Consider the following 23,793-nt stretch of genomic DNA (forward strand, 5'->3'; position numbering starts at 1 on the left):
GCCGTAGGCGTTTCCCGGAACGCCATTCCGCCGGGACCCCACCGACCGCTATCGTCCCTCGTCTGGCGGTGTGCCGACCGGCGCCCCGCCGCGCCCTCGGGGGGAGGGAAGGAAACCACCACCGATGTCCGTACCCGTACCGCGCCAGAGGACCGACGACACGCTCGGGCCGGCCGCTGTCGCGGAGTCCGGCGGCACCGGCGAGCTGACGCTGCTGGTCGTCGGGGACGACCCCGCGGGCACCTTCACCGCACCCGAGCTGATCGACGCGTCCGGCACCCGGGTGCGCATCCGCAGGGCCCGGAACCTCACCGAGGCCGCCCGGCTGCTCACCGACGACGTGCAGTGCGTCCTGGTCGACCTGGCGCTGCCCGGCGGCGACGACCCGCTGGCGGCGCTGCGCCAGGTGCTGGCGCTCACCTCCCGGCACGCCGTACTGGCGCTGGCCGCCACGGGCCAGGCCGCGCTGGCCGCCGAGGCGGTACGGGCCGGGGCCCAGGACCATCTGTTCCGCGAGGAGCTGGACGGGCCGCTGCTGAGCCGGGCCATCCGGTACGCGGTGGAGCGCAAGCGGGCCGACTCGGTCCAGGTGAAGCTGGCCGAGTCCCGGCTGCGCGCCCAGGAGAACGCCCGGCTGGAGCGGGGGCTGCTGCCCACCCCGCTGCTGGAGGGCTCCGATCTGCGGTTCGCGGCCCGCTACCGGCCGGGGCGGTCCCGGGCGCTGCTGGGCGGCGACTTCTACGACACGGTCCGGACGCCGGACGGCACCGTGCACGCCATGATCGGTGACGTCTGCGGGCACGGCCCGGACGAGGCGGCGCTCGGGGTGGAGCTGCGGATAGCGTGGCGGGCGCTGACCTTCGCGGGGCTCTGCGGGGACGAGCTGCTCTCCACGCTCCAGCGGGTGCTGGAGCACGAGCGGGAGAGCGAGGAGATCTTCGCGACCCTCTGCACCGTGGACATCGCACCCGACGGGCGGCGCGCCGGGCTCTGCCTGGCCGGCCACCCGGCGCCGCTGATCACCCGGCGCGGCAAGCCCGCGCGGCTGCTGCCGTACGAGGACGGGGGCCCGGCCCTGGGGCTGCTGCCGCGCGCCCGCTGGCCGCGCCGTCAGGTGGAGCTGGGCGGCACCTGGAGCCTGATGATGTACACCGACGGGCTGATCGAGGGCCGCTCGGCCGGGCCCGGCTCGCCCCGGCTGGGCCAGGACGGCATGGTCGACCTGATCAACGACCTGCTGGCCCGGGGCCTGAACGGCGAGGACCTGCTGGAGGCCGCCATGGCCCGGGCCCGGGAGTTCAACGGCGGCGAGCTGACCGACGACGTGGCCGTACTGCTGCTGGACCGCGCCGAGGGCGGGCGCCGGCGCGGCGGCCGTACCCGCCCGCGCGCGTAGTGGCGTGAGCGGGCGGGGCCGGAGCGGTACGGCTCAGCGCCCGCCGTTGTAGGGACCGTACGGGCCGTCGCTGCTGGACCCGCCCCGGCGGCGGCCCCAGCGGCCCTTGCCGCCGCCCCCGGAGACCCGCTGGAGCGCGGGCCGTACGTCGACCATGAAGACGATGGACGCCACCAGTCCGATGATCTGAAGGAAGAGCATCGGCACGAACACATTCACCGCCACGGTCACGCCCAGCAGCACCAGCCAGAACGGCTTGGTCTGCTTGTCGGCCGCCCGGAACGCGTCCTCACGGGACATCAGCGCGATGACGAAGGCGATCACCGCGATGAACAGGATGGCCAGGTTGAGCAGCCAGAGAAACGTGCCGAAACCTTGCATCAACATCGGGAGCACCGCCTAGTCAGTGGGTGAAGCGCCTCGCCGCCACGGTACAGCCGGGCCGCTCGGGCACCACCGGAACGCCCCGGACCCCGCCAGGGTGCCCGGGGCGTTCCGTACCGCGCATACGCACACGGACGGGGCACGGACACCGACCGCGTCCGCATTCGCGTCCGTGCCCGTGTCCGTGCTCGCTCAGCTCTCCGTGGGGGTGACCGGCTTCTTGGCGGCCGGCTTGCGGGCGGCGGGGGTCTTGCGCGCCTTGGGCTCCGCCACGCCCGGTTCCCCGGTGACCACCGGCTCCCCGGCCCCGGCGGCCTGCTCCGCCCCGGCGGTCCGCTCGGCGTGGACCACCCGGCCGGCGTCCGGCTCCGGGTCGGGCTCGACGGCGACGGCGATCTCGTTGATCTCCTCGGCCGCCTCGCCGCGCCAGGTCCTCACGGTCTGCTCACCGTGCTCCGCGACCCGCTCGTACGCCTCCCGGGCCCGGACGGCGTACTCGGCGGCCACGCCCACGCCCCGCAGGGCCAGGCCCTGGGCCGTCTCGCCCAGCTTCTTGAGGTCGGTGTCGAGCGTGCCGAGCGCCGCCGTGACCCGCGCCTGGGCCTCCTTGGCCTGGTCGGTCACCCGCTCCTGCACGGCCTTGGGGTCGGTCTTGCGCACCGCGTCGAACCGGGCCGGCGCCTCGGCCGCGACCCGCTCGATCAGCCCGGGTACCTTCCTGGCCTGCTGCACGGCTAGGTCGGCCGTACCGGCGGCGAAGTAGAGGGGGGTGCGGAGTTCGTCGATGATGGCCATGCCTGCTGGTCCTCCTGGATCGCGTGGTGCGGTGTGCGGAGTTCGGGGTCAGGTGCTGGTGCTGGTACTGCTTCTGGCTCTGGCTCTAGCTCTGGCTCTGGCTCTGGCTCTGGCTCTGGCTCTGGCTCTGGTCGGATGGTCCGGCGTCATTGCCGGAGGCCGTCACCGGCCGCCGCGGACCCGTCCGCCGCAGGGCCCTCCGTCTTCGGAGCCGCCCCCGGCGCGGATGCCTTGGCCGCCGCCGCGTCGTAGCCGTTCTCCTTGCGGAACGAGTCGTAGATCTGGAGCAGCACCTGCTTCTGCCGCTCGTTGATCGACGGGTCGGCGAGGATGACGGCCCGCGTCTCCAGTTCCTCGCGCTCCCGCTCGTCCAGGATCCCGGCGCGGACGTACAGCGTCTCCGCGGAGATCCGCAGCGCCTTGGCGACCTGCTGCAACACCTCCGCGCTCGGCTTCCGCAGCCCGCGCTCGATCTGGCTCAGATACGGGTTCGACACCCCGGCCGCCTCCGCGAGCTGCCGCAACGACAACTGCGCGTTGCGGCGCTGCTCACGGAGATAGTCCCCGAGATTGCCGACGTTGAGAGACGCCATGCTTGCAAGGGTGCCTCCACTCGCTAACTTTTGCAAGCGAGCCCCGAGTCGCCCCGGGCCGGAGCACGGCACCCGAGCGCCTCAGGCGGCCCGTGATCGGTTCAGTCGGCCCGTGAACGGTTCGGCCGGCCCAGCCGCGCTCGGCGTCAGGCCGGGCGCCGGCGATCAGGCGCGAGGCCGATCGCGCTCCCGGAGCAGGGCGGCGATCGTGGCCGGGACCGCTGTCAGGGCCCGGATGGCCACCTCATCACCACCGGCCGGGCGCCGGAGGCGTCACCACCACGCCGGCAGGGCCGGACAGGGGCTCCAGGTCCGGGCCCAGTCGACAGCGCCGGCGACAACGAGGGCGCCGCGTCTGCGTGAAGCCCGTCGTGCCCGGTCGACGCCGGCGCGCCTCGGACTGTGCTCGGCAGGAAGTCATTGGCGCCCCCTGCCCGCCGGCGATGAGACTTCGGGACGTGACACTGCACGAGAACGAGATTCCGGTCGACGAGCCGCTGGTCCGGTCGCTGTTGAGGGCACAGCGGCCGGAGTGGGCCGGCCTGCCGCTGTCGCCGGCCGGATCGGGCACGGACAACACCATGTACCGGCTGGGCGACGACCTGCTGGTACGGCTGCCGCGAGCCGCCGGCAAGGGACAGTCCGTACGCAAGGAGCAGAAATGGCTTCCCCGGCTGGCCCCCTTCCTGGCGTGCGCGATCCCCGAGCCCCTCCACGCGGGGACGCCGACCGGCGCCTTCCCGGTCGTCTGGTCGGTCCAGCGCTGGATCGACGGTGCCGAAGCCGGTCCGGAGACCGTTCGGGACTGGGCCGCCTTCGGAGCAGACCTGGCGGCGGCCGTACGGGAACTCCACCGCACCGACCTCATGGGAGCGACCCGGGCGGGCGACCTCAGCTGGTACCGGGGAGGAAGCCTGATCCCCTGCGGCCAGTGGGTCGGCCGGGCCTTCGACGACTGCCGGACGACCGTGGGTGCCGAGCTCGACATCGACACGCTGGAAGAGTTGTGGCGGACCGCGCTCGCGTTGCCCGAGCCGGCCGGGCCGCAGGTGTGGCTGCACGGCGACCTGAAGCCGACCAATCTCCTGGTCCGGGAGGGCAGGCTCCACGCGCTCATCGACTTCGGGGGCCTCTCGGTCGGCCTGCCCGACGCCGAGCACGCCACCGTCTGGGACCTGCCGCCGCGAGCGCGCAGGGCTTACCGGGACGCCCTGAATCTCGACGAGCCGACCTGGGCCCGCGCCCGGGCCTGGGCGATCGCGGTGGGCGTCAGCGGGATCTCGTACTACTGGCACACCTTCCCCGCCTTTGTCGCGGAGTGCCGGGCACGGCTTCAGGCGATCCTCACCGACGCCGCGCGCTGAGCCTCCCGGCGGATTCCCGCGACCGGCCGGAGCGGGAAGGCCGGTGGGGCGGGGGCGGGTCAGGGGGTGCGGTCGTGGGGGGCGCCGGTGGGGGTGCCGGGGGTGGTGAGGGCGGCATCGGCGGCGGCCAGGACGGAGCCGAAGACATGGGCGATGACGGGCTTGGCGACCGTCCGGGTGAGGGTGGCGCCGATCAGGGGGACGCCGACCCCGAAGGTGGTCGTCCAGTCGACCCGGGTGCCGCCGGGGACCTCGGTGAAGGTCATGCGACCGAGGTCGTGCCGGGCCGGCGGGAAGGAGCGTTCGACGGTGTAGTCGAAGTCGTACGGGGGGTGGTACGCGGTGATCCGCTCGCGGAACCAGCCGATCAGCCAGGTGTGCAGCCGGACGGCGCCCACCCCGTACGGCGCGCCCTCGCCCGGCCGGGCCAGCCGGGCCCGGAGGACGAAGGGCGAGCGGGTGTAGTGGGTGGTCGTCGCGCACCAGTCGAACACCTCGGTGATCGGTGCCGCGATGACCCGTCGTACGGTCAGGGTTTCCATGTCTCGTCCGCCTCGTTCCTCGTTCGGACCAGCCGGCGCGGCACGGTCGCCGTGCCCAGCTTGTGGGGGTTGCGCACCGCGTACATACCGTGGATCAGGCCGTCCGCGATCTCGAAGAGCAGTACGTGGTCGAGCCGGTCGCCCCGGTGGGTCAGCACGGCCGGCAGGGCGTTGTGGGTGGTGAACTCGGACCGGGTGCCCGGCAGGTTCCGCCGGGCGACCCCGGCGATGAAGCGGGCGACGCGCTCCCGGCCCCGGACCGGGCGGCGGGCGGCAGCGACCTGGCCCCCGCCGTCGGAGACATGGACCACGCCCGGTGCCAGCAGGCTCATCAGGCCCGCGATGTCCCCGGTGCCGGCGGCGCGCAGAAACCGGCCGACGACCTCCCGCGCCGTGCCCGGGTCGGGTTCGAAACGCCTGCGCCGCGCCCGTACGCGCTCCCGCGCGCGGTGCGCGATCTGCCGGACGGCGGGCTCCGGCCTGCCGACCAGGCCCGCGATCTCCCGGTGCGAGTACGCGAACACCTCACGCAGCACGAACACCGCCCGCTCGTCCGGGCTCAGCGTCTCCAGGACCAGCAGCATCGCCATGGAGACCGACTCCGCGAGCACCAGGTCCTCGCTCACATCCGGCTCGGTGCGGACCGGCTCGGGCAACCAGGGCCCGACGTACTCCTCCCGCCGCCGGCGCGCCGCCCGCAGCTGGTTCAGCGCCTGCCGGGTGACCGTCCGCACCAGATAGGCGCGCGGGTGCCCGACGGCCTCCCCGGGTACGCCGTGCCACCGCAGGTAGCTGTCCTGGACCACGTCCTCGGCGTCGGCCGCGCTGCCGAGGATCTCGTAGGCGATCGTGAACAGCAACGGCCGGCACTCGGCGAAGACCCGTTCCCCGCTCACGCCCCGTGCTCCATGCCCGTACCTCCCTGTGGCCCCGGTCCGGCCGGGCCCGGCGCGGCGGACACGGCTCACCCTGTGGACACCGCGCCCCGGCGAAGTGTGACACCGGGCACAGTGGCGTGCGTCACAGGCCGTCGGGCTCCGGGCAGATCCTCTTTCGCGGGTACGCGGCGGATTTCGCCGCTACAAGGCAGGATCCGACGGCGAACCCGGCGCCGCTCAGTCGTCGTCGCGCAGGCCGAGCGCCCGGAGGGACCCCGGCGGTACGTCCGTCTCCCGCACGGCCTCCGCCAGCCGCAGCGCCAGATCCGCGACCACCAGCTCCGGCACCTGCTCCGGCACCGTGTCCCCAATGCTCCGCAAAAACCCGGCGATCTCCCGCCAGGAATAGAACGGCGGGAACTCCGGCCCCGGGTCGGAGACCGGCTCCGGAAACCCGCCGGCCCCGCGCCGCTCTCGGGCCAGCCGCTCCAGGGACTCCTCGCTCCGGTCACAGCGCTGGGCGGCCTCCTTCAGCACCACCATGTCCTGGTGGACGACACCGACGGCACGCAGGCCGGGGATGGCCGGCAGCTCCCGAGCCACCTGGGCGACGGCGTCCAGCAGCGTCGGAGCCTCGATGTCGCACGGCAGTTGCAGAAGCTCGGGGTCGGAGCGGATCGGACGCAACTCGGGGTCCCCCGACCAGAAGATGCACCCGACCGCGCCGATGCCGAACATGTCCCAGTGATCGAAGGCAGCGGCCTGCTCACGGGTGAGCGACTCGTTGATGACGATGTGAAAGCTCCATGTGGGCACGCGGGCGGTCCTTTCAGTGCCGGTGCTTGCTGACGAAGTTGCTGACGCGCTTGGCCTCGGCACCGGAATTCTTGGGTGTACCGGACACGATGATGGTGTCGCTGCAAGGACAGCACACCACCCACCCCCACCGGTGCCCGCTCTTGTCGGGGACCACGTGGAGACCGGCCTTCCTGGCGCGGTCGAGTGCTGCCGCGACGTCCTTCTTCTGGTGTCGCCCAGGGGAGATCATCCGAAGAACCTCCTTTCAGGCGGCAGCGTCGCGGGGGGCCGATTCCTGAGCCAAATTGGTGAGTAGCGAAGTTGACGAGTCCCGGGGAGACGACGGCGCACGCTGCCAGAAGGAGGGAATTCGGAACCAGGGGCTGGGGCAGCGCGTCACCCATTGGCATGACAGAACTCGCCCCTCGGTACCTCTACCTCGCCCGGCACGGAGAGGCGACGGCGGACGAATCCGCGCTGACCGCGAACGGCCGCCGGCAGGCGGCGCTGCTCGGGGAGCGGTTGCGGGACGTGCCGCTGGCCGTCGTCCACCACGGACCGCTCGCCCGGGCGGCCGAGACCGCGCGGCTGGTGGGCGCCCGGTTGCCGGGGGTGCCGCTGCGCGTCTCGGAACTGGCGGGCGACTATGTGCCGTACGTCCCCGAGCCGGCCGAGCTGCCGTCCGACGCGGCCGGCCGGCTCATGGAGTTCCTGGCCCCGGTCACGGTGGAGGAGCGCCGGAGGGGGGCGGAGCTGGCCCGGGAGGCGCTGGCCGCGTTCACCGGACCGGTCCCGGGCGACGAGCCGCGCCATGAGCTGGTCGTCACCCACGCGTTCCTCATCGGCTGGCTGCTCCGGGCCGCCCTGGACGCCCCCGCCTGGCGCTGGCTGGGCGTCAACCAGGCCAACGCGGCCCTGACCGTGCTGCGTTATGCCCCGGGCCGGTCCTCGTCCGTGCTGCTCTTCAACGACCTGAGCCACCTTCCCCCGGAGCTGCGGTGGACCGGGTTCCCGCCCGAACTGCGGGTGTGAGGTGCACGGTCGCGGAATGCCGATGCCGGTGCCGGGCGGGGTGGTTACGCCGGCGGAATGCCGCCCGCCAAGACCTCGTACGTCTGCCTGCCCTGCCGCGCCTCGTACAAGCAGCCGTACGACAGTTGGCGCCCGGAGCGGCTGTGTCCGCGCTGCGCCGGGGCGCTGGTCCATGTCGGCTCGGCCTTCGCCCCGCCCCGGCGCCGGGACACCGCGGCCTGGCGGGCACTGGCGGTGCTGCTCCACGCCGGTGTCGGGTTCCACAAGTCATGCTGCGGCGGGCCGGGTTACCGCCCCCGCACCCCGCGCGAGGTACGGGAGCGTCTGATGTACGCCCGTCGTACCGGGGAGCCGGCCCACCGGGCCCTGGTCCGGTGCGAGTTGCCCTGAGCGGTGGCCGTCACCGCAGCAGCGCCACCTCCTCCGGAGTGAGGCGGAGTGCGCCTGCGGCCAGATTGTCGTCGAGGTGGTCGGGGTTGCCCGTGCCCGGGATGGCCAGCACATGGGCGCCCCGGTGCAGGGTCCAGGCCAGCCGCACCCGGGCGGGCGAGACCCCGTGGGCGCGGGCCACGGCCCGCACCCGTTCGTCGGGTTCGTCGGTCGCGCCGGCCTCGGCGCCCGTACCGGCGATCGCGAAGTACGGGACGAACGCGATGCCTTGCTCCCCGCAGGCGTCCGCGAACGCGTGCCGGGCCTCCGGGGCACCGGCACCGTACTGGTTCTGCACGCACACCACCGGGGCGATCGCCCGTGCCTCGGCCAGCTGCTCGGGCGCGACGTGGGAGACGCCCAGGTGCCGGACGAGCCCGGCCGCCCGCAGTTCGGCCAGCGCTCCGAAGTGCTCGGCGATCGAGGCGTTCGCCCGGCTCCGGGGGACACGCAGGTTCACCAGGTCCAGGTGGTCCCGGCCCAGTTGGCGCAGGTTCTCCTCGACCTGGCCGCGCAGTTGGTCCGGGGTGGCCCAGACCCACTCACCCCGGGCGTCCCGGCCCGGCCAGACCTTGGTGGCGATCACCAGGTCCTCGGGGTAGGGCGCCAGGGCCCGGTGGATCAGCTCATTGGCGGAGCCGCGCGGTGAGAAGTAGAAGGCGGCGGTGTCGATGTGGTTCACCCCCCGTTCCACCGCCCGGCGCAGCACGGCGACCGCCCGGTCCGGATCGACGGCCGGCAGTCGCATCGCGCCGAACCCGATCCGCCTGACGGTGAGTTCACCGAGCCGCCAGGTGCCGGGAGTGAGCGGGGAGGGTGGGCTGGAGGCCGAGGTCGCGGCGGGGGTCATGGGTGCGGAGGTCATGGGCGGAGTGTGCGCACAGATGGCGCCCGGCGCGCCAGTGCCGGCCCCCGGGAGCGCCGGCGCCTGGGCAGCGTACGGCGCGGGCGGCCGGGCTCCCGGAACCGTGCCCGGCGCTCAGAAGATGTCCGGGCACCAGGGGCGTCGGGCGGTACGGAAGAGCAGCTCCGCCAGGGCCGCCGCGCCCGGCCGCTCCTCGGTGACCCGGCCCAGAGCGGCCAGCCGTACCGCCGACCCCTCGCCCAGCAGCAGGGCGCCCAACTCCCGCACCGGCAGCACCAGGTCGGCGTCCCGGTCGGTCCGGACGCACTCGGCGCCCCCGGGTCCGGCCGTCAGCAGATAGCGGCCGTCCGCCGGCCCCGACGGGTCCCGGACGTCCAGCACCAGGGCCCCGTCGGTCGCGTACGTCCGCGCTTCCAGCGCCCGTACGACATCGAGCACCCGCACCCAGAGCAGATCGACCTCGGTGGTGAGCCCGGCCGCCCGCGGGTCGGGCAGCAGGTCCGGGACCAGGTCGTCGGGGGCCCGAAGGCCGGTCCTGACGGTGGTGACCCAGTCGATGGCGAAGAGATACTCCCAGAGCGCCCGCTCGGCCGCCGGGTCCGCCGCGATCAGATCCCGGACGGTCGCGGTGACCATCGGCTGCTTGGCGTCGGCCCAGCGTTCGTCGGCCGTGTACGCCGCATAGCCGTCGATCTCACCGGAGGCCGCGCGGTGGAAGGCGAAGAACGGCTCCCGCCAGGGGTCACCCGGGAATTCGACGGCGCCGGTGAGCAGGTCCCAGCGCCGCGCCGACCGGTCGATCACCCCGGCCCGTACGGCACGGAGCCGGTCGTGCACCCCGGGGGCCAGCCGCCTGGCCTCCGCCGGGTCCACCAGCTCGACCCGGCCGCCGTCCTCCCGGCCCGGCCCCGGGCGTCGCGGGTCGAGCCCGGCCCGGGTCAGGTCGACGGTCCACTCGGCGGCCCGGGTGGCGGGGCCGAAGCCGTACCGCCCGTAGATCGGGTACTCGGCGGCGACCAGGGTGGCGAGCGGTTCGCCGCGCTCCCGGGCGGCCGCCAGCTCGGCCGCGATCAGCCGGTTCAGCAGCCCGCGCCGCCGGTGGGTGGGCGAGACGGTCACCTGGGTGACGGCACTTGCCGCCATGGCCACCCCGCCGGCGGCGGTGAGGCGCTGCGGAAAGGACCGCAGGGTCGCCACGCAGCGGGCCCCGTCGAAGACCCCCAGCGTCCGGCCCAGATCCGTGGTCGCCCGGCGCAGCGCCACCTCCTCGCCCGTGACCGAGGGCGGCCGGAGGAAGCCGGTACGCGCGGCCCGCAGCCAGTCCGGGAACTCGGCGTCGGTAACGGTACGGAGGTCGAGGGCTCTCGCACCGGACACGGGCGCCGCGGAGTTCACGGCGGCCACGGGCGCCGGGGAGTCGATGGCGGTCGCGCGGGGGACGGGCGGCACGGCGGTCATGGGGGCACGCTAGGCGCGCGGCCCCGGGATACGAACCGATTTTCCGGGAGACCGGGGAGGCCGGGCCGCCTCGGACGAGGGCTCCGGGAGACCGGGCCGGCCGGGAGACCGGGCCGGTCCTCGGACCCGCGCCCCGAGCCGGGCCGCCCGGGGCCGGGCCGCCTCGGGCCGGACTACCTGGGGCCAGGCCGCCTGGAACCGGGCCACCTGGAGCCGGGGGCGCGGGGCCCCGGCCCCGGTGAACGGCTCCCGCCAGGAACCTCCGGCGGGTGATCTCCCGAGGGGAGCGGCCCTACAGGCGCGGGCCACGCACGGCCGGGGCCACGCCCATCGTTGGCCCCTCAGCACCCGCGTCGCGCGGTCGGAGCCACGCACGGTCGGAGCCACGCACGGTCGGCCCGCGCTGGGAACCTGCCCCGATCCCGGGCTCGGTTCCGAAACCGGGATCGGGGGACCCGGCAGGACCGGGCAGAACCGGCCCGGGCAAGGGCCCGCCACCCTTGCGCGGGCTCACCCGGCGACGGCTCACCGCACCGGCCACCGGGGGTGCCCGCCCCCGACGCCGGGCCCACCGGAACGGGCACACCGGCCAGGGCCACCGGCACGCGGGTCCCACCGGAACGGGCCCATCGGCACGGGACCACCGGCGCGCGGGCCCACCGGCACAAGTCCCACCCACCGGCACAGGCCCTGCCCGACGCAAGCTCCGCCCAACACAGGCCCCGACCGGCCCAGGGCCCCACCGGCACAAGCCCCGCCCAGCACAGGGCCCGGCCCGGCGCAGGTCCCGCCCAACACAGGACCCGCCCGGCATAAGCTCCACCCCACACAGGACCCGGCCCGGCGCGGGCGGCTCACCGGCCCCGGCCGACCGCCCCACCCCGCGCACCGCCCCAGCCGCGCACGGCCCCCGCGTTCCCCCCACCCCGCGAGAGGCGGCTCAGAACGCCGCGCGGACCTCGCCCACCCGTGCGGCGCCGCCCAGCAGCGGGGCGTCGGCGATGCGGGCGACGACCGGGGAGGTCACGCCCAGCAGTTCGAGGCCCCGCGCCAGGACCGGGCCGAGCGCGCGGGTGGCACCGTCCTCGATCTTGAAGGCCAGCGCCCGGCCGTCCGGCAGCGCCACCGCCTGGACCGCCTCGGCGCCCATCTTGGAGAGCACCCCCGGCACTTCCCGCATCAGCCAGGTGTCGGGCCGCCGGGTGCCGGCCACGTACTCGGGGTGGGCGCGCATGGCGTCCGCGACCCGCCGCCCGGGCGTGCCCGGCTCGGCCAGCACATAGCTCCGGAAGGCGCGGGCCAGGCCCACCAGGCCGACCGCCATGAGCGGTGCCCCGCAGCCGTCCGTGCCGACCGACGCCACCGTCTCTCCCGTCGCCGCCTCGACCTCGTCGTGGACCAGCCGCTGGAGCGGGTGGGCCGGGTGCAGATAGGTGGCCGGGTCCCAGCCGTTGAGGGCGCAGGCGGCCAGCATCGCGGTGTGCTTGCCGGAGCAGTTCATGGTGATCCGCTCCCGCACCCGCCCGGCCGCCAGGTACGCCTCCGCCTCCACCGGGTCCAGCGGCAGATCGGGCGGGGTCTGGAGGTCGGCCTCGGTCAGGCCGTACTGGGCCAGCATGACCCGGACCAGGTCGAGGTGAAACGTTTCGCCCGAGTGGCTGGCGGCCGCCAGGGCCAGCCGCTCCCCGGCGAGCTCCAGCCCGGCCCGGAGCAGCGCGGCGGCCTGCATCGGCTTGTTGGAGGAGCGCGGGTAGACCGGCGCCGCCGGATCACCGAGCGCCAGCTCGACCCGGCCGTCCGCGTCCAGCACCACCAGGGAGCCCCGGTGGAGCCCCTCGGTGAAGCCGGAACGGACGACCTCCGCGAGTACGGGAGAGGCCGGGGGCGGGGCGGACGTGGCCATGGGTCGGTACACCTTCCAGGACGGTGGGGACCTGCCCGGGAGCCCCGGTACGGCTCGGCGGCGGCCGTGATCGGCCGACGTCCGGTCCCGTGCCGGCGAACGCCCGTACAGCCACATGAGCACATGAACGTACAGACATGCAGATGTACAGATGTACAGCCGTACGAACATGCGGGCGTACGGGCATACGAACCCGAGGCCGACGGAGCGTCCCGGGCGGGCGCGGGCCCGGCGGGACGTCCCGGCCGCCTCAGCCGAGCAGGTCGTCTACTTGTGCTTCGCCTTCACGGTACCTGCGGGCGATCTCGGCACTGCAATCGTCCGCCGTCCGCTGGAACTGCTGGCGCCGCAGCGAGACCTGCTGTTCATAGCCGGCGAGCCGGCCCATCGCCACGCGCAGCTCCTCGTCCGTCCGGGCGGTCAGGTCGGACAGCTCGACCTCACCGAGCATCGCGGTGGCCAGCCGCCGGTACTCCTCGCCGCGCGGGGTGGAGACCGTCACATGCCGGGTCGAGGTGCGGTGCCGGGAGGGGGCGTCGGCCAGGATCTCGGAGAGCCGGTCCACCACCGGCATCTCGGCGCCGCCCCGGCGGGCCAGCTCGGCGCGGAGGATGTCGATCCGGCCCTGGAGCAGCCGCCGTACATAGCTGAGGTCGGCCTCGTCGGCGCCTGAGTCGCGGCGCAGCGCCCGCAGCTCCGGCAGCCGCAGGGCGGCGACATCGTGCTCGGCGGGCTCCGGCGGCAGCATCGTCAGGGTCCCGGTGCCAGCCACCGTCCCCGTCCCGGTCACCGCCGCGCCGGCGCCGGGACCGGCGACCGGCTCCGGACCGACGACCGGCTCGGAACCGGCGAACGGCTCGGGACCGACCACGGCTCCCGAACCCGCGACCGGCTCGGGACCGGCGAACGGCCCCGGACCGACGACCGGCTCGGAACCGGCGAACGGCTCGGGACCGACCACGGCTCCCGAACCCGCGACCGGCTCGGAGCCGGCGAAGGGGCCGGGACCGGCGAGCGGCTCGGGACCGGGGCCCGGACCGGTCGCACCGGCCCGGGTGGTCACTGCCGGTACGGTCCGCGTGCGCGACGACTGCCCGGCGGCGCCAGGTGTGCTCATGAAGTTCCGTCCCCTCGACCGGTGCGCGCAGCAAGCGCACCGCCTGACAGGCATGGTGCCATTGCCGCGCCTGCCCGTGCAGGGACTCTGCACCCGTATGGACCTGCGTCCGTTCCGCGTACTCCGGATCCTCCCCGCACCCGGGACATCCGTGTGCTCCCCATCCCCCGCACCCGGCACGTCCGCGTACCCCGGCACTGCCCATGGGCCGTCCGGGGGAGCGTAGGTTGGGCCGTATGCGAGCAGTGGTGCAGAGAGTGGACGGCGCGAGTGTCGTCGTGGCCGGGGAGACGGTCGGGGAGATCGTCGGCGAGGGGCTGTGCGTGCTGGTGGGCGTGACCCACGAGGACACCCCCGAGAAGGCGGCCCAGCTGGCCAGGAAGCTCTGGTCGGTACGGATCCTGGAGGGCGAGAAGTCCTGCTCGGACGTGAACGCGCCACTGCTGGTGATCTCGCAGTTCACCCTCTACGGGGACGCCCGCAAGGGCCGCCGCCCCACCTGGAACGCGGCGGCCCCCGGCGAGGTGGCGGAGCCGCTGGTCGACGAGGTGGTGGCACGGCTGCGGGAGCTGGGCGCCACGGTGGAGACGGGCCGGTTCGGCGCGGACATGCGGGTGTCGCTCACCAACCACGGCCCGTTCACCGTACTGATCGAGGTCTGAACGGCCCGGCGGGCCCGGGCCGCCCCGGACCGGCACGGTCCGCCCCGCCCCCGCCCCGAACCCGCCCGGCGCAGGAACGGGCCCGGGCCGTCCCGGGCTTCCGGGCGGGGGAACGCCCGGCCCCTACGGCTCGACCACCGTCTCCTGGGCGGCGGCCGTGTCGCCTGCGAGGAGCGGGGCGTCCACCGCGACGTTCCGCTTCACCAGGGCGAGCGCGATCGGGCCCAGCTCGTGGTGGCGCACCGCCGTGGTGACGAAGCCGAGCTGCCGCCCCTCCGCGCCGTCCGCCGCCAGCCGTACGGGGGTGCCGTGGACCGGGAGGTGCACCTCGCTGCCGTCCAGGTGGAGGAAGACCAGCCGGCGCGGCGGCTTGCCGAGGTTCTGCACCCGCGCCACCGTCTCCTGGCCCCGGTAGCAGCCCTTCTGGAGGTGCACGGCGGAGCCGATCAGGCCCAGCTCGTGCGGGATGGTGCGGTGGTCGGTCTCGAAGCCGAGGCGGGGCCGGTGCGCCTCCACCCGCAGCGCCTCGTACGCCAGGATCCCGGCGAGCGGGCCGTTCTCCGCCGCGTACGCCGCCAGCCCGGCGCGCGGCAGGAAGAGATCGCGGCCGTACGGGGTCTCCCGGACGACCACGCCCTCGGGCACCTCGGCGATGGAGCCGGCCGGGAGGTGGACGACGGCGAAGTCGGCGGTCCGGTCGGCCACGTCGACCCGGTAGAAGAACTTCATCGACTCCAGGTACGCGATGAGCGGTTCCTGCGCCCCCGGCTCCACATGCGCCCAGACCGTGGTGCCGTCGTCCACCAGGGAGAGGGCGTGCTCGATGTGGCCGTTGGCGGTGAGGATCAGCGCCTCGGTGGCCCGGCCCGCGGGAAGCTCGCTGACATGCTGGGTGAGCAGCAGATGCAGCCAGGCCAGCCGGTCCTCGCCGGTGACGGTGACGACTCCGCGGTGGCTCAGGTCGACCAGCCCGGTGCCGCCGGCGAGGGCGCGCTGTTCGCGGAACAGGTCACCGTAGTGCGCGGCGATCCCTTCGTCGCGCCCCTCGGCGGGCACCGCTCCGGGCAGAGAGAGGAGAGGGCTCTTCATACCAGTAAGACTACGACCCGTGAGCGAGCCTCAGGGCGGCCCCGGCGCCGGTCAGGACGGCTCAGCGACCCCGGCGGCCCCGCCCCCGACAGGTCCGCCCCCGACGGGTCCGGTCCCAGCTCCGCTCCCCGGACCGGTCCCGGGGCCGGCCTCAGCTCCGGTCCCGGCCGCCCGGGCGGCCTCCGCGGCCTTGTCCGTGCACCGCGCGCACCGGCCGAAGATCGCGAAGTGCTTGAGGTCGGTGTCGAAGCCGAACGTCTCCCGGAGCCTGCCGGTGAACTCGTCGGCCACCTCGGTGTCCGCCTCGATCACGTCCGTGCAGTCCCGGCAGACCAGATGCAGATGGTGGTGCCGGTCCGCCAGATGGTAGGTCGGGGCGCCGTGCCCGAGGTGGGCGTGGCTGACCAGGGCCAGCTCCTCCAGCAGCTCCAGCGTCCGGTAGACGGTGGAGATGTTGATCCCGGAGGCCGTCTTGCGCACCTCGCAGAGGATGTCGTCGGGCGTGGCGTGCCCCAGCACGTCCACCGCTTCCAGGACCAGCTGGCGCTGGGGAGTCAGCCGGTAACCACGCGCGCGCAGATCGCTCTTCCAGTCGGTGCTCACCACGGCTCCCAGTGTAGGAGAACGGAGGAAAGGGTGCCCTAACCTGAGCGACACCGACGCGCCGACGCGCACGGCGACCGGCCCGCACGCCCCGGGAAACCCAGGAGAACCCCGGGGGCGGCCCGCCTACTTGAAGAAGGCGATCCCGTCGTCCGGCAGGTCACCCAGGTCCTTGGCCCACTCCTCGACCTGCTCCGGAGTGACGACCTTCTTCAGGTGCGCCGACATGTACGGCCGGAGCGGGACGTCCGGGGTGGACTTCTCGCCGACCCACATCAGGTCGCCCTTCACATAGCCGTAGAGCCGCTTGCCGCCGTTGTACGGGCCCGAGGCCGCGGTGCGGGCGATGGCGTCGGTGGCCAGGTCGATCTGCGGCTTCTGGTCCGCCAGCTCGCCGTACCAGACCTCGACGACGCCCTGGTCGCGCACCATCACGACCTCCAGCTTGCGGTCCTTGTCGATGCGCCAGTAGCCGCTCTCGCTCTCCAGCGGGCGAACCTTCTTGCCCTCGGCGTCCAGGACCCAGGAGTGCGAGACGTACTCGATGAAGTCCCGGCCGTCGTGGCTGAAGGTGACGGACTGGCCGAAGTTGCACTTCTCGGCGCCGGGGAAGTCGGAGACACCCGCGCCCTCCCAGGTGCCGAGGAGGAAGGCCAGGGGGACGAGGCCCGGGTTCAGGTCGGACGGAATCTCGATCATGTCAGCTCAGACGATCTCTGGAGTACGGGAAGTGCCGGAGGGGTGAGGAGTACGGGACGTGCCGTGCGCACCGGACGTACCGGCGCACGGAGCGTCCCGGCGCACGCGACGGAGTGCGCGGGGCGCCGGACGGACGGGTCAGCGCTGGCCCTGGTACAGCTTCTTCACGGTCAGGCCGACGAAGGCGAGGACGCCGACGCAGACCAGGACCAGCAGGGCGGAGAAGAATGCCTCAAGCACGGTGTGCTCCTCGGTGAGCGGTGTGGGCTGTACACATGGGCCACCGACCAGCCTACTGGGTACCCCCGAACCGCTCTCCGCGAGGCATGCCCCCGGTGCCGGCCGGCCCCGCCCCGGCCCGTCCCGCTCCGGGAGCTGCCCTAGAGTGCGGCCATGGCGAAGAAGCTGGTGATCAAGGTGACGGCGGGGGCCGAGGCCCCGGAGCGCTGCTCGCAGGCGTTCACGGTGGCGGCGGTGGCCGTGGCGAGCGGGGTGGACGTCTCGCTCTGGCTGACCGGCGAGTCCTCGTGGTTCGCGCTGCCGGGCCGGGCGGCCGAGTTCGAGCTGCCGCACGCCGCCCCGCTTCCGGACCTGCTGGACTCGCTGCTGGCGGGCGGGCGGATCACCCTCTGCACCCAGTGCGCGGCGCGCCGGGAGATCACCGAGGCGGATGTGCTCCGGGGCGTCCGGATCGCGGGCGCGCAGGTCTTCGTCAGCGAGATCATGGCGGACGGCGTACAGGCGCTCGTCTACTGAACCCGGCGGACGAGCCCCCGTAGGGCACGTGCGGGCGGCTACCGGGGCTTGCGCCTGCCGTCGAGCTCGTCCCACCACTCGTCGGACTTCGGGTCCCCGGAGGGGTCGTCCCACCAGCGGTCCTCCGGGCCCCGGCGGTTGGCGACCACGGCGGCGAACGGCGGGATGACCATGGCGACCACGCACATGGCGACGGCGGCGGGCACCGACCAGAGCCGGACCACGGCCCAGGCGCCCACGAAGAGCCCCAGACAGACCGCCATCATCGTGAAATAGACGTGCCTGCGCCGCCGGTACATGCCTTCCAGCGTACGACCGGACCCGGCGGCCGGTACCGGACGGCCGGTGCCGGGCCGCGCACGGTCTCCGGCCCCGGGCATGCCGGAGGGGCCGCACCCCGCGTTCCGGTGAGCGTCCAACTCCCAGGAGGTGCGGCCCCTCGGCCGTTTCGGCGAATCGCGATGCGGTGCCCCGCGTCAGAGATTCGGTGACCCGCGTCAGACGGCGATGGCCACCTCGGCCAGGCCGCCCGTCCGCGCCACGACCGTACGGTCGGCGGTGCCGCCCGGCACCAGCGCGCGCACGGTCCAGGTGCCCTCGGCCGCGTAGAAGCGGAACTGGCCGGTCGCGGAGGTCGGGACCTCGGCGGTGAACTCGCCGGTCGAGTCCAGCAGCCGGACGTACCCGGTCACGGGCTCGCCGTTCCTGGTCACCTGGCCCTGGATGGTGGTCTCACCGGGTTTGATCGTCGAAGCGTCCGGGCCGCCGGCCTGTGCTCCACACATGGGTACTCGCTCTCCTACGGGGTGGCGGGGTGGCTGGGGGGTCGCGGTGGTCGCGGGTGGCTACTTGGCGGCGCCGAGTTCGATCGGGACGCCGACCAGGGAGCCGTACTCGGTCCAGGAACCGTCGTAGTTCTTGACGTTCGGCTGGTCGAGCAGCTCGTGCAGGACGAACCAGGTCAGCGCGGAACGCTCACCGATGCGGCAGTAGGCGATGGTGTCCTTGGACAGATCGACCTGCTCCTGCTCGTAGAGCGCCTTGAGCTGGTCGTCCGACTTGAAGGTGCCGTCGTCGTTGGCGTTCTTGGACCAGGGGATGTTCCGGGCGCTCGGCACGTGGCCGGGGCGCTGCGACTGCTCCTGCGGGAGGTGCGCCGGGGCGAGCAGCTTGCCGCTGAACTCGTCGGGCGAGCGCACGTCGACCAGGTTGAGGGCACCGATCGCGGCCACCACGTCGTCCCGGTAGGCGCGGATCGAGGTGTCCTGGGCCTTGGCCCGGTACTCGGTGGCCGGCCGCTGCGGGACCTCGGCGACCAGGTCGCGCGAGTCCAGCTCCCACTTCTTGCGGCCGCCGTCGAGCAGCTTGACGTTCCGGTGGCCGTAGAGCTTGAAGTACCAGTAGGCGTACGCGGCGAACCAGTTGTTGTTGCCGCCGTAGAGGACGACGGTGTCGTCGTTGCCGATGCCCTTGGCGGACAGCAGCTTCTCGAAGCCCTCCTGGTCCACGAAGTCCCGGCGGACCGGGTCCTGGAGGTCCTTCTTCCAGTCGATGCGTACGGCGTTCTTGATGTGGTTCTTGTCGTACGCCGAGGTGTCCTCGTCCACCTCGACGATGACCACCTGGGGGTCCTCGATGTGGGCCTCGACCCAGTCGGCGTCGACAAGGACGTCGCTGCGGCTCATGCTGTTCTCCTCCGGGGCAGTGGACGGCGGATCTGCTGCGAGATGTGCTGCGCGTTGCGTTGGGCGGTGCCGGCGGGACGGTTCCCGGTGCCGGGAGGGTCCCCGGTGTCGCGGGTGCGCCGGCCGTGCGAGGGAGCGGTACGGCTCCGGACCGGCCGCGCGGTGCGCCCGGGCCGGGCGCGGGGCCCGGGTTCGGACACCTGCCGGGCCGGACCGACCGGCGTACAGGTGACCGGGCGGGCATCCGCGCCGGCACGGGCGGGACACGGGCACGGGACGCGGAGCCCGACGGGCGGTCGGGGCCGGACGGCCCGGGGCGCGGGAAGGGCTCCCGCTCAGCTGGAGCGACAGAGCATGGCGGCGACGCGGCACAGGTCGACTGCCCGCCGCTTCGTGAGGTCCGCCTGCCCCCGGTGACGGGGACGGCTCGGATAGCGCTGCATGGCTCCGATCGTAGGGACGGACCGGGGGTCGTGTCACCGATGTGTCAGATGGCGAGACGAAAACATCCGCGATACGGGACAGGGGCGGGCGGACGCCACTCGGCGCCGGGGCCGGGAGACCGGTCGGACCCGGCACCGACTGCGGAGCGGACACCGCCGTCTCACCATGTGGAGGACCGCGCGGCCGGGGCGGACCCGGAGGGTGAGGTTCCACCGGCCCGGAATGAGGAGCTGAAACAGGACCCGGACCCGGATCGGGGCGTGGGCCCCGTCCCCGTCCCCGTCCCCGTCCCCGTCCCCGTCCCCGGGATCAGCCCGCCAGGTCGACGCCGGTGCCGGCGACCGTGATCCAGAGGCCGTCCGCCCGGGGCTCGGCCGACACGAGCTTCAGGCCGGCCGGCAGTCCGCTGATCTTGCGGTCGAAGTCGGTGCGCTCGCGGACCAGGTCCTCCAGGCCCGGGATGCCCTCGCCGGGCACCTCGTCGGCCCGGACCCGCAGGGCGCTGCCGTTGTCGGTGACGGTGACGCCGGACAGCACGCTCCGGGTGAGGGTGCGGCCCAGGACGTTCACGGTGCCGGTGACCTTGATCTTGCCGGTCCCGCCGTAGCCGAGGTCGACGTTCTCCTCGGAGACGCTGCGCAGGTCGTCGTAGGAGATCCGGGCGGCGCCGGAGGCGTTGGCGGCCTTGGCCGAGGAGAAGTTGTTCTCCAGCCGCACCTGGTGGAGCGTGGCGTTCATCTCGGTGATCCGGACCTTGCGCTCGCCGACGGTCGCCTCCACACCGTCCAGGCCGATGTCCACCTGGTCGAGTTCCTTGCCCGCCACCTGGGTCAGGAACGGGAAGCCCTTGATCGAGACATCGGGAGTGGCGGTGAGCCCCTGACTGGCGCGTATCTTCTTCGCCACCTCGTCCTCGGCGTAGTTCAGCGCCAGCCGGTCGGCCGCCACGAACAGGCCGCCGAGTATGACGGCGGTGATGAGAAGTATGCGAAGTGCTCTCATGGCTCGGTGTCCCCACCCTTGTGTCGTGCCGGCTTCCGTCCCGTCCCCGATCACGGCGATCACCGTGATCGGGGTGATCACCGTGATCGAAGCGATCCGCGTGCTCGACGTGGTCGACGTGCTCGACGTGCTCGACGCGGTTCACCGTGATCGACGTGCCGGGAGCGGCGTTGGTTCCTCCCTGTCCCGTGCCCGCCCGGGGCGGACGCACCCCGGCCGGTTCAGCCGAGGGCGCGGCCCAGCAGACAGACGGCGGGCGCGGCGACGGCCAGCGGCAGCGCCACTCCGGCCGTCAGGTGGACGAAGCGCGAAGGATAGTCGTAGCTCGCCGCCCGGTGGCCCACCAGGGCGCAGACCCCGGTCCCGAGGCCCAGCAGTGCGCCCCCGGAGCCCAGGCCGGTCGCCCCGCCCAGCGCGAAGCCCGCACCGGCCGCGGCCGCCAGGGCCACCGCCACGGAGAGGGCACCCGGCAGCGGGAGGGCGCGGAACAGGATCGCGGCCGCCACCGCCAGGCCGCCGGTCAGCACCGCGGCCCCGGTCGCCGTCCCGGTCCCGCCCGGCGCGGCCAGCACGGAGGCCAGATAGCCGGCGGCCACGATGGCGAGCGCCGAGGAGACCAGGGTGACCATCAGCCCGTAGAGACGCTCGTCGGCCCCGGCCCGGCTGCGCAGCTGGAGCACCAGCACCAGCAGCACCCACACCCCGAGGGTGCCGAGCAGCGCGGCGGGCGCGTGCTCCTCGCCGGCGACCAGCAGGGCGGCGTCCGCCACCAGGCCGCCCAGGAAGGCGAGGGCGATGCCCTGGCGGGCCGGCCACATGCCGTTGAGCCGGAACCAGCCGGCCGCGGTCACCGCCTGGAGCAGCACCAGCGGGAGGAGCAGCCCGTACGGGCCGAGGGCGGCGCCCCCGGCCAGCAGGGCGCCCAGCACCGCGGTGAGCGCGGCGGGCTGGAGCCCGGGCTCGACGATGATCGGCCGGCCCTCGGCCCGGGCCTTCTCGGCGGCGGTCGGCGGAGCGGAAGCGGTCACCGGGGTGCCCGCCGGCCGCCCGGGACCGCCCGGCCCGTCCCCGACCGGCCGCAGCAGCGCGGTGGCCGGGTCACCGGGGCCGCCGGCCAAGGACCCGGGCGCTCCGGCCGGTCCTGGCCCGTCGCTGACCGGGCGCAGCAGCGCGGTGGGGGCGTCCTGCCCGGTGCCGGGCGCCTCGGGCGGCAGCGGCCCCGGCCCCTGGCCCGGCCCCTGCTCGTGTCCCCGCGGCGCGTCCTGGTACGCCCCGGGGATGTCGTACGACTGCCCGGCATAGGACTCATAGGACTCATAGGGCGCATAGGCCGGTCCGGCATGCGACTGCCCGGGCTGCCCGGCATGCGGCTGCCCGGGCGCGGGACCGCCCGCCGGGCCGTAGGAGCCATGGGAGTCGTGGGAGTCGTGGGAGTCGAAGGAGTCGTGCGAGTTCTCGGAGCCGTAGGAGTCCCCCGAGCCGTAGGAGCCCTGGGTGCCGGGGACCTCCTGAGGGCTCCGGGAGCCGTGGGAGCCCTGCGGGGCGTAGGAGCCGTACGGGTCGGCCGGGGCGGAGGAGCCGTAGGAGGCGTAGGGGTCCTGAGAGCCGGGAGCGTACGGGTCGGCCGGGGCGCCGGGCGCCGGGACGACGGGCTGGTAGGCGGTGTCCCAGGTCTCGCCCTGCCAGGTCTGGTGCACCTGGCCGTCGGGGGCCTCGGACCCACGGGGAGCCCGCGGCTCGCCCGGGGCCCCGTACCCCCCGTGGCCGTCCTGCCCGCCGGGGGCCTGCCGGCCGCCGGGCTCGGGCTCGTACCCGGGCTCGTACCCGTACGGCTCCGACCCGGGGCGCGGCCGGTACGGATACGGCTGGTCGTACTGCTGATCGCTGCTGCTCATGGTGTGTGCGTCACCCTCCTGCGAACGGGGGGAGCACCTCGACCGTGCCGCCCTCGGCAAGCCGTACGGTCTCATGTCCGCGGGTGCCCACCGGGTCCCCGTCGACCAGGAACGAGCACCGGCGCAGCACCTGGACGAGCTCGCCCGGGTGACGCTCGCGCGCGGCCCGGAGCGCCTCGGCCAGGTTCTCCGCCGCGTACGGCTCCTCGGCGGTCCCGGCGGCGGCCCTGGCCGCGGCCCAGTAGCGGATGATGCCCGCTGCCATGGTGACGCTCCTTTCGTCGGCATCCATCATGGGCCATCCCCCTGACAGCCCCGCTCCGTCCGGCAGGCCCACTCCGCGATGCGGGTGAGCAGGCCCTCGTCCGCCGCGTTCTCGGCGTGCCCCATGCCCGGCTCCACCCACAGCTCGGCCGGGCCGGCGGCGGCCAGCGAGCGCGGGTGGTCGAGCGGGAAGTAGGGGTCCCGGTCGCCGTGCACCACCAGCAGCGGGACCGGGGCGATCAGCGGCACCGCCCGGACCGGCGGGAGCGGCACCGGGTCCCAGTCGTACGGCTGGATCCGGGTGCGCAGCCCCCAGCGGCCGACCAGCCGCCCGGCGGGCCGGGTCACCACCCAGTGCAGCCGCCGCATCGGAGCCGTACCCCGGTAGTACCAGCGGGCCGGCGCGCTCACGGCGACGACCGCGTCGGTGCGGGTGGCGGGGTCGTCCCGGTGCAGGGCGGCATGGCGCAGCGCCACCGAGCCGCCCATCGAGAAGCCGACGGTGACCACCCGGGCGTGGCCCAGCTCGCGCGCCCAGCCGACCGCCGCCGCCAGGTCCAGCACCTCCCGGTCCCCGACCGTGGAGCGGCCACCCGAACGGCCGTGTCCCCGGAAGGAGAAGGTCACCACCGCCGCGTACCGGCCGAAGACCCCGGCGGCCCGCCGCACGGCCGGGCGGTCCACGGAGCCGGTGAAGCCGTGCGCCAGCACCACGGCGGTGTCCGGCCGGCCGGACCCGCGCCCGGAGCCGTCCCCGGACCGGAACCTGGAGCGATCGTCGGAGCCGTCCCCGGGGGCATGGTCACCGGGCGGAACGGTCCCGCCCCCGCCACCATGGGCGTACGGGCCGCCCGTGCCCTCGTACGGCGGCGCGGGAGCGGCGTACGGCTGGTGGAGCGCGTCCAGCGGCACCCCGTCCGAGGTGCGCAGAAAAGTACGGAGCGGGGCACGGAGGGAGTCGGGATCGGTGGTGGAGCGGGGACCGGTGCGGGAGAGCGGGACGCCCGGACCGCACGGGACACACGGACCGCCCGGGAGGTCCGGGTGGCCCGTGACACCGGCGAAACTCGGCGTACACCCGGCGTTTTCCACAGTCTGGGACGCCCCCTCCGGCTCGGAGCTCATGTGAGCTATTGTGCT

At 74.2% G+C, this 23,793-nt stretch carries 28 protein-coding genes; 6 read left to right on the forward strand and 22 right to left on the reverse strand.

Annotated features, from left to right (window positions below):
• The first annotated feature begins 124 nt into the window (after nt 1-124).
• On the forward strand, nt 125-1,396 hold the full coding sequence (locus NX801_RS24595; RefSeq protein ID WP_258790084.1) for a PP2C family protein-serine/threonine phosphatase: 1,272 nt from the start codon (nt 125-127) through the stop codon (nt 1,394-1,396).
• Nucleotides 1,397-1,429: 33 nt separating this feature from the next.
• Here the strand turns inward: NX801_RS24595 and NX801_RS24600 are convergent, their stop codons facing one another.
• The 3 genes from NX801_RS24600 to NX801_RS24610 all read right to left on the reverse strand — a co-directional run bounded on the left by NX801_RS24600 (nt 1,430) and on the right by NX801_RS24610 (nt 3,168).
• Entirely contained in the window at nt 1,430-1,783 is a 354-nt protein-coding gene (locus tag NX801_RS24600) for a DUF2516 family protein (RefSeq protein ID WP_258790085.1), read from the reverse strand.
• A gap of 189 nt (nt 1,784-1,972) precedes the next feature.
• A complete protein-coding gene (locus NX801_RS24605) occupies nt 1,973-2,575 on the reverse strand; it encodes a hypothetical protein (protein ID WP_258790086.1) in 603 nt (200 codons plus the stop codon).
• A 146-nt stretch (nt 2,576-2,721) separates the two neighbouring features.
• Nucleotides 2,722-3,168 (reverse strand): helix-turn-helix domain-containing protein, encoded by a 447-nt coding sequence (locus NX801_RS24610; protein WP_258790087.1) that lies wholly within the window; start codon nt 3,166-3,168, stop codon nt 2,722-2,724.
• Nucleotides 3,169-3,626: 458 nt separating this feature from the next.
• Between NX801_RS24610 and NX801_RS24615 the strand changes: the two genes are divergently transcribed.
• Nucleotides 3,627-4,532 (forward strand): aminoglycoside phosphotransferase family protein, encoded by a 906-nt coding sequence (locus tag NX801_RS24615; protein WP_258790088.1) that lies wholly within the window; start codon nt 3,627-3,629, stop codon nt 4,530-4,532.
• A gap of 59 nt (nt 4,533-4,591) precedes the next feature.
• Here NX801_RS24615 and NX801_RS24620 read toward each other — a convergent pair whose 3' ends face one another.
• The 4 genes from NX801_RS24620 to NX801_RS24635 form a co-directional block, all read right to left on the reverse strand.
• Nucleotides 4,592-5,074: an SRPBCC family protein gene (locus NX801_RS24620; RefSeq protein ID WP_258790089.1), complete on the reverse strand. Its 483-nt coding sequence runs from the start codon at nt 5,072-5,074 to the stop codon at nt 4,592-4,594.
• Nucleotides 5,062-5,970, reverse strand: coding sequence for an RNA polymerase sigma-70 factor (locus tag NX801_RS24625; RefSeq protein WP_258790090.1), 909 nt, complete (start codon nt 5,968-5,970; stop codon nt 5,062-5,064). Before NX801_RS24625 ends, NX801_RS24620 begins: the two co-directional genes overlap by 13 nt.
• 219 nt (nt 5,971-6,189) lie before the next feature.
• Nucleotides 6,190-6,768: a hypothetical protein gene (locus NX801_RS24630; protein WP_258790091.1), complete on the reverse strand. Its 579-nt coding sequence runs from the start codon at nt 6,766-6,768 to the stop codon at nt 6,190-6,192.
• Between the two features lie 13 nt (nt 6,769-6,781).
• Nucleotides 6,782-7,000: a hypothetical protein gene (locus NX801_RS24635; RefSeq protein WP_258790092.1), complete on the reverse strand. Its 219-nt coding sequence runs from the start codon at nt 6,998-7,000 to the stop codon at nt 6,782-6,784.
• A gap of 158 nt (nt 7,001-7,158) precedes the next feature.
• Here NX801_RS24635 and NX801_RS24640 point away from each other — a divergent pair, with 158 nt between their 5' ends.
• Both NX801_RS24640 and NX801_RS24645 read left to right on the forward strand, forming a co-directional pair.
• Nucleotides 7,159-7,782, forward strand: coding sequence for a histidine phosphatase family protein (locus NX801_RS24640; protein ID WP_258790093.1), 624 nt, complete (start codon nt 7,159-7,161; stop codon nt 7,780-7,782).
• 57 nt (nt 7,783-7,839) lie between these two features.
• Entirely contained in the window at nt 7,840-8,172 is a 333-nt protein-coding gene (locus NX801_RS24645) for a deoxyxylulose-5-phosphate synthase (protein ID WP_258790094.1), read from the forward strand.
• Between the two features lie 10 nt (nt 8,173-8,182).
• Here the strand turns inward: NX801_RS24645 and NX801_RS24650 are convergent, their stop codons facing one another.
• The 4 genes from NX801_RS24650 to NX801_RS24665 all read right to left on the reverse strand — a co-directional run bounded on the left by NX801_RS24650 (nt 8,183) and on the right by NX801_RS24665 (nt 13,209).
• Nucleotides 8,183-9,061 (reverse strand): aldo/keto reductase, encoded by an 879-nt coding sequence (locus NX801_RS24650; RefSeq protein WP_258790141.1) that lies wholly within the window; start codon nt 9,059-9,061, stop codon nt 8,183-8,185.
• 129 nt (nt 9,062-9,190) lie between these two features.
• The gene (locus NX801_RS24655) at nt 9,191-10,534 is read right to left on the reverse strand and encodes a GNAT family N-acetyltransferase (RefSeq protein WP_258790095.1); all 1,344 of its coding nucleotides are present in this window, start codon (nt 10,532-10,534) and stop codon (nt 9,191-9,193) included.
• 940 nt (nt 10,535-11,474) lie between these two features.
• Nucleotides 11,475-12,437: an asparaginase gene (locus NX801_RS24660; protein WP_258790096.1), complete on the reverse strand. Its 963-nt coding sequence runs from the start codon at nt 12,435-12,437 to the stop codon at nt 11,475-11,477.
• 250 nt (nt 12,438-12,687) lie between these two features.
• Complete coding sequence (locus NX801_RS24665; protein WP_428986222.1) at nt 12,688-13,209, reverse strand: RsiG family protein; 522 nt, start codon at nt 13,207-13,209, stop codon at nt 12,688-12,690.
• A 581-nt stretch (nt 13,210-13,790) separates the two neighbouring features.
• Between NX801_RS24665 and dtd the strand changes: the two genes are divergently transcribed.
• Nucleotides 13,791-14,216 (forward strand): D-aminoacyl-tRNA deacylase, encoded by a 426-nt coding sequence (dtd, locus tag NX801_RS24670; protein ID WP_258790097.1) that lies wholly within the window; start codon nt 13,791-13,793, stop codon nt 14,214-14,216.
• Between the two features lie 123 nt (nt 14,217-14,339).
• Here dtd and ygfZ read toward each other — a convergent pair whose 3' ends face one another.
• The 3 genes from ygfZ to NX801_RS24685 form a co-directional block, all read right to left on the reverse strand.
• Nucleotides 14,340-15,305, reverse strand: a complete 966-nt coding sequence (gene ygfZ / locus NX801_RS24675) for a CAF17-like 4Fe-4S cluster assembly/insertion protein YgfZ (RefSeq protein ID WP_258790098.1) — start codon at nt 15,303-15,305, stop codon at nt 14,340-14,342.
• A 51-nt stretch (nt 15,306-15,356) separates the two neighbouring features.
• On the reverse strand, nt 15,357-15,911 hold the full coding sequence (locus tag NX801_RS24680; RefSeq protein ID WP_258790099.1) for a Fur family transcriptional regulator: 555 nt from the start codon (nt 15,909-15,911) through the stop codon (nt 15,357-15,359).
• A 123-nt stretch (nt 15,912-16,034) separates the two neighbouring features.
• Entirely contained in the window at nt 16,035-16,607 is a 573-nt protein-coding gene (locus tag NX801_RS24685; RefSeq protein ID WP_258790100.1) for a heme-binding beta-barrel domain-containing protein, read from the reverse strand.
• A 393-nt stretch (nt 16,608-17,000) separates the two neighbouring features.
• Between NX801_RS24685 and NX801_RS24690 the strand changes: the two genes are divergently transcribed.
• Nucleotides 17,001-17,363 (forward strand): DsrE family protein, encoded by a 363-nt coding sequence (locus tag NX801_RS24690; RefSeq protein ID WP_258790101.1) that lies wholly within the window; start codon nt 17,001-17,003, stop codon nt 17,361-17,363.
• A gap of 38 nt (nt 17,364-17,401) precedes the next feature.
• Here the strand turns inward: NX801_RS24690 and NX801_RS24695 are convergent, their stop codons facing one another.
• The 8 genes from NX801_RS24695 to NX801_RS24725 all read right to left on the reverse strand — a co-directional run bounded on the left by NX801_RS24695 (nt 17,402) and on the right by NX801_RS24725 (nt 23,778).
• Entirely contained in the window at nt 17,402-17,662 is a 261-nt protein-coding gene (locus NX801_RS24695; protein ID WP_258790102.1) for a DUF3099 domain-containing protein, read from the reverse strand.
• Nucleotides 17,663-17,860: 198 nt separating this feature from the next.
• Complete coding sequence (locus tag NX801_RS24700; protein WP_258790103.1) at nt 17,861-18,148, reverse strand: DUF1416 domain-containing protein; 288 nt, start codon at nt 18,146-18,148, stop codon at nt 17,861-17,863.
• 60 nt (nt 18,149-18,208) lie between these two features.
• Entirely contained in the window at nt 18,209-19,048 is an 840-nt protein-coding gene (locus tag NX801_RS24705) for a sulfurtransferase (protein WP_258790104.1), read from the reverse strand.
• A 335-nt stretch (nt 19,049-19,383) separates the two neighbouring features.
• Nucleotides 19,384-19,491, reverse strand: coding sequence for a putative leader peptide (locus NX801_RS31045; protein ID WP_428986220.1), 108 nt, complete (start codon nt 19,489-19,491; stop codon nt 19,384-19,386).
• Between the two features lie 310 nt (nt 19,492-19,801).
• Nucleotides 19,802-20,494 carry an LmeA family phospholipid-binding protein gene (locus NX801_RS24710; RefSeq protein WP_258790106.1) on the reverse strand — a complete coding sequence of 231 codons (693 nt, stop codon included), beginning with the start codon at nt 20,492-20,494 and terminating at the stop codon, nt 19,802-19,804.
• Nucleotides 20,495-20,715: 221 nt separating this feature from the next.
• Entirely contained in the window at nt 20,716-22,389 is a 1,674-nt protein-coding gene (locus NX801_RS24715) for a chromosomal replication initiator protein DnaA (RefSeq protein ID WP_258790107.1), read from the reverse strand.
• Between the two features lie 10 nt (nt 22,390-22,399).
• Entirely contained in the window at nt 22,400-22,654 is a 255-nt protein-coding gene (locus tag NX801_RS24720) for a MoaD/ThiS family protein (protein WP_258790108.1), read from the reverse strand.
• A gap of 26 nt (nt 22,655-22,680) precedes the next feature.
• Nucleotides 22,681-23,778, reverse strand: a complete 1,098-nt coding sequence (locus NX801_RS24725) for an alpha/beta hydrolase (RefSeq protein WP_428986221.1) — start codon at nt 23,776-23,778, stop codon at nt 22,681-22,683.
• Nucleotides 23,779-23,793: the final 15 nt, after the last annotated feature.

Source organism: Streptomyces pyxinae (assembly GCF_024756275.1).
Taxonomy (GTDB): domain Bacteria; phylum Actinomycetota; class Actinomycetes; order Streptomycetales; family Streptomycetaceae; genus Streptomyces; species Streptomyces pyxinae.

Coding starts and splice junctions, on each gene's coding strand:
- NX801_RS24595 (WP_258790084.1), top strand. CDS start 125: ATGTCCGTACCCGTACCGCGCCAGAGGACCGACGACACGCTCGGGCCG.
- NX801_RS24600 (WP_258790085.1), bottom strand. CDS start 1,783: ATGTTGATGCAAGGTTTCGGCACGTTTCTCTGGCTGCTCAACCTGGCC.
- NX801_RS24605 (WP_258790086.1), bottom strand. CDS start 2,575: ATGGCCATCATCGACGAACTCCGCACCCCCCTCTACTTCGCCGCCGGT.
- NX801_RS24610 (WP_258790087.1), bottom strand. CDS start 3,168: ATGGCGTCTCTCAACGTCGGCAATCTCGGGGACTATCTCCGTGAGCAG.
- NX801_RS24620 (WP_258790089.1), bottom strand. CDS start 5,074: ATGGAAACCCTGACCGTACGACGGGTCATCGCGGCACCGATCACCGAG.
- NX801_RS24635 (WP_258790092.1), bottom strand. CDS start 7,000: ATGATCTCCCCTGGGCGACACCAGAAGAAGGACGTCGCGGCAGCACTC.
- NX801_RS24640 (WP_258790093.1), top strand. CDS start 7,159: ATGACAGAACTCGCCCCTCGGTACCTCTACCTCGCCCGGCACGGAGAG.
- NX801_RS24645 (WP_258790094.1), top strand. CDS start 7,840: ATGCCGCCCGCCAAGACCTCGTACGTCTGCCTGCCCTGCCGCGCCTCG.
- NX801_RS24650 (WP_258790141.1), bottom strand. CDS start 9,061: ATGACCCCCGCCGCGACCTCGGCCTCCAGCCCACCCTCCCCGCTCACT.
- NX801_RS24655 (WP_258790095.1), bottom strand. CDS start 10,534: ATGACCGCCGTGCCGCCCGTCCCCCGCGCGACCGCCATCGACTCCCCG.
- NX801_RS24660 (WP_258790096.1), bottom strand. CDS start 12,437: ATGGCCACGTCCGCCCCGCCCCCGGCCTCTCCCGTACTCGCGGAGGTC.
- dtd (WP_258790097.1), top strand. CDS start 13,791: ATGCGAGCAGTGGTGCAGAGAGTGGACGGCGCGAGTGTCGTCGTGGCC.
- ygfZ (WP_258790098.1), bottom strand. CDS start 15,305: ATGAAGAGCCCTCTCCTCTCTCTGCCCGGAGCGGTGCCCGCCGAGGGG.
- NX801_RS24685 (WP_258790100.1), bottom strand. CDS start 16,607: ATGATCGAGATTCCGTCCGACCTGAACCCGGGCCTCGTCCCCCTGGCC.
- NX801_RS24690 (WP_258790101.1), top strand. CDS start 17,001: ATGGCGAAGAAGCTGGTGATCAAGGTGACGGCGGGGGCCGAGGCCCCG.
- NX801_RS24695 (WP_258790102.1), bottom strand. CDS start 17,662: ATGTACCGGCGGCGCAGGCACGTCTATTTCACGATGATGGCGGTCTGT.
- NX801_RS24700 (WP_258790103.1), bottom strand. CDS start 18,148: ATGTGTGGAGCACAGGCCGGCGGCCCGGACGCTTCGACGATCAAACCC.
- NX801_RS24705 (WP_258790104.1), bottom strand. CDS start 19,048: ATGAGCCGCAGCGACGTCCTTGTCGACGCCGACTGGGTCGAGGCCCAC.
- NX801_RS31045 (WP_428986220.1), bottom strand. CDS start 19,491: ATGCAGCGCTATCCGAGCCGTCCCCGTCACCGGGGGCAGGCGGACCTC.
- NX801_RS24710 (WP_258790106.1), bottom strand. CDS start 20,494: ATGAGAGCACTTCGCATACTTCTCATCACCGCCGTCATACTCGGCGGC.
- NX801_RS24715 (WP_258790107.1), bottom strand. CDS start 22,389: ATGAGCAGCAGCGATCAGCAGTACGACCAGCCGTATCCGTACCGGCCG.
- NX801_RS24720 (WP_258790108.1), bottom strand. CDS start 22,654: ATGGCAGCGGGCATCATCCGCTACTGGGCCGCGGCCAGGGCCGCCGCC.
- NX801_RS24725 (WP_428986221.1), bottom strand. CDS start 23,778: ATGAGCTCCGAGCCGGAGGGGGCGTCCCAGACTGTGGAAAACGCCGGG.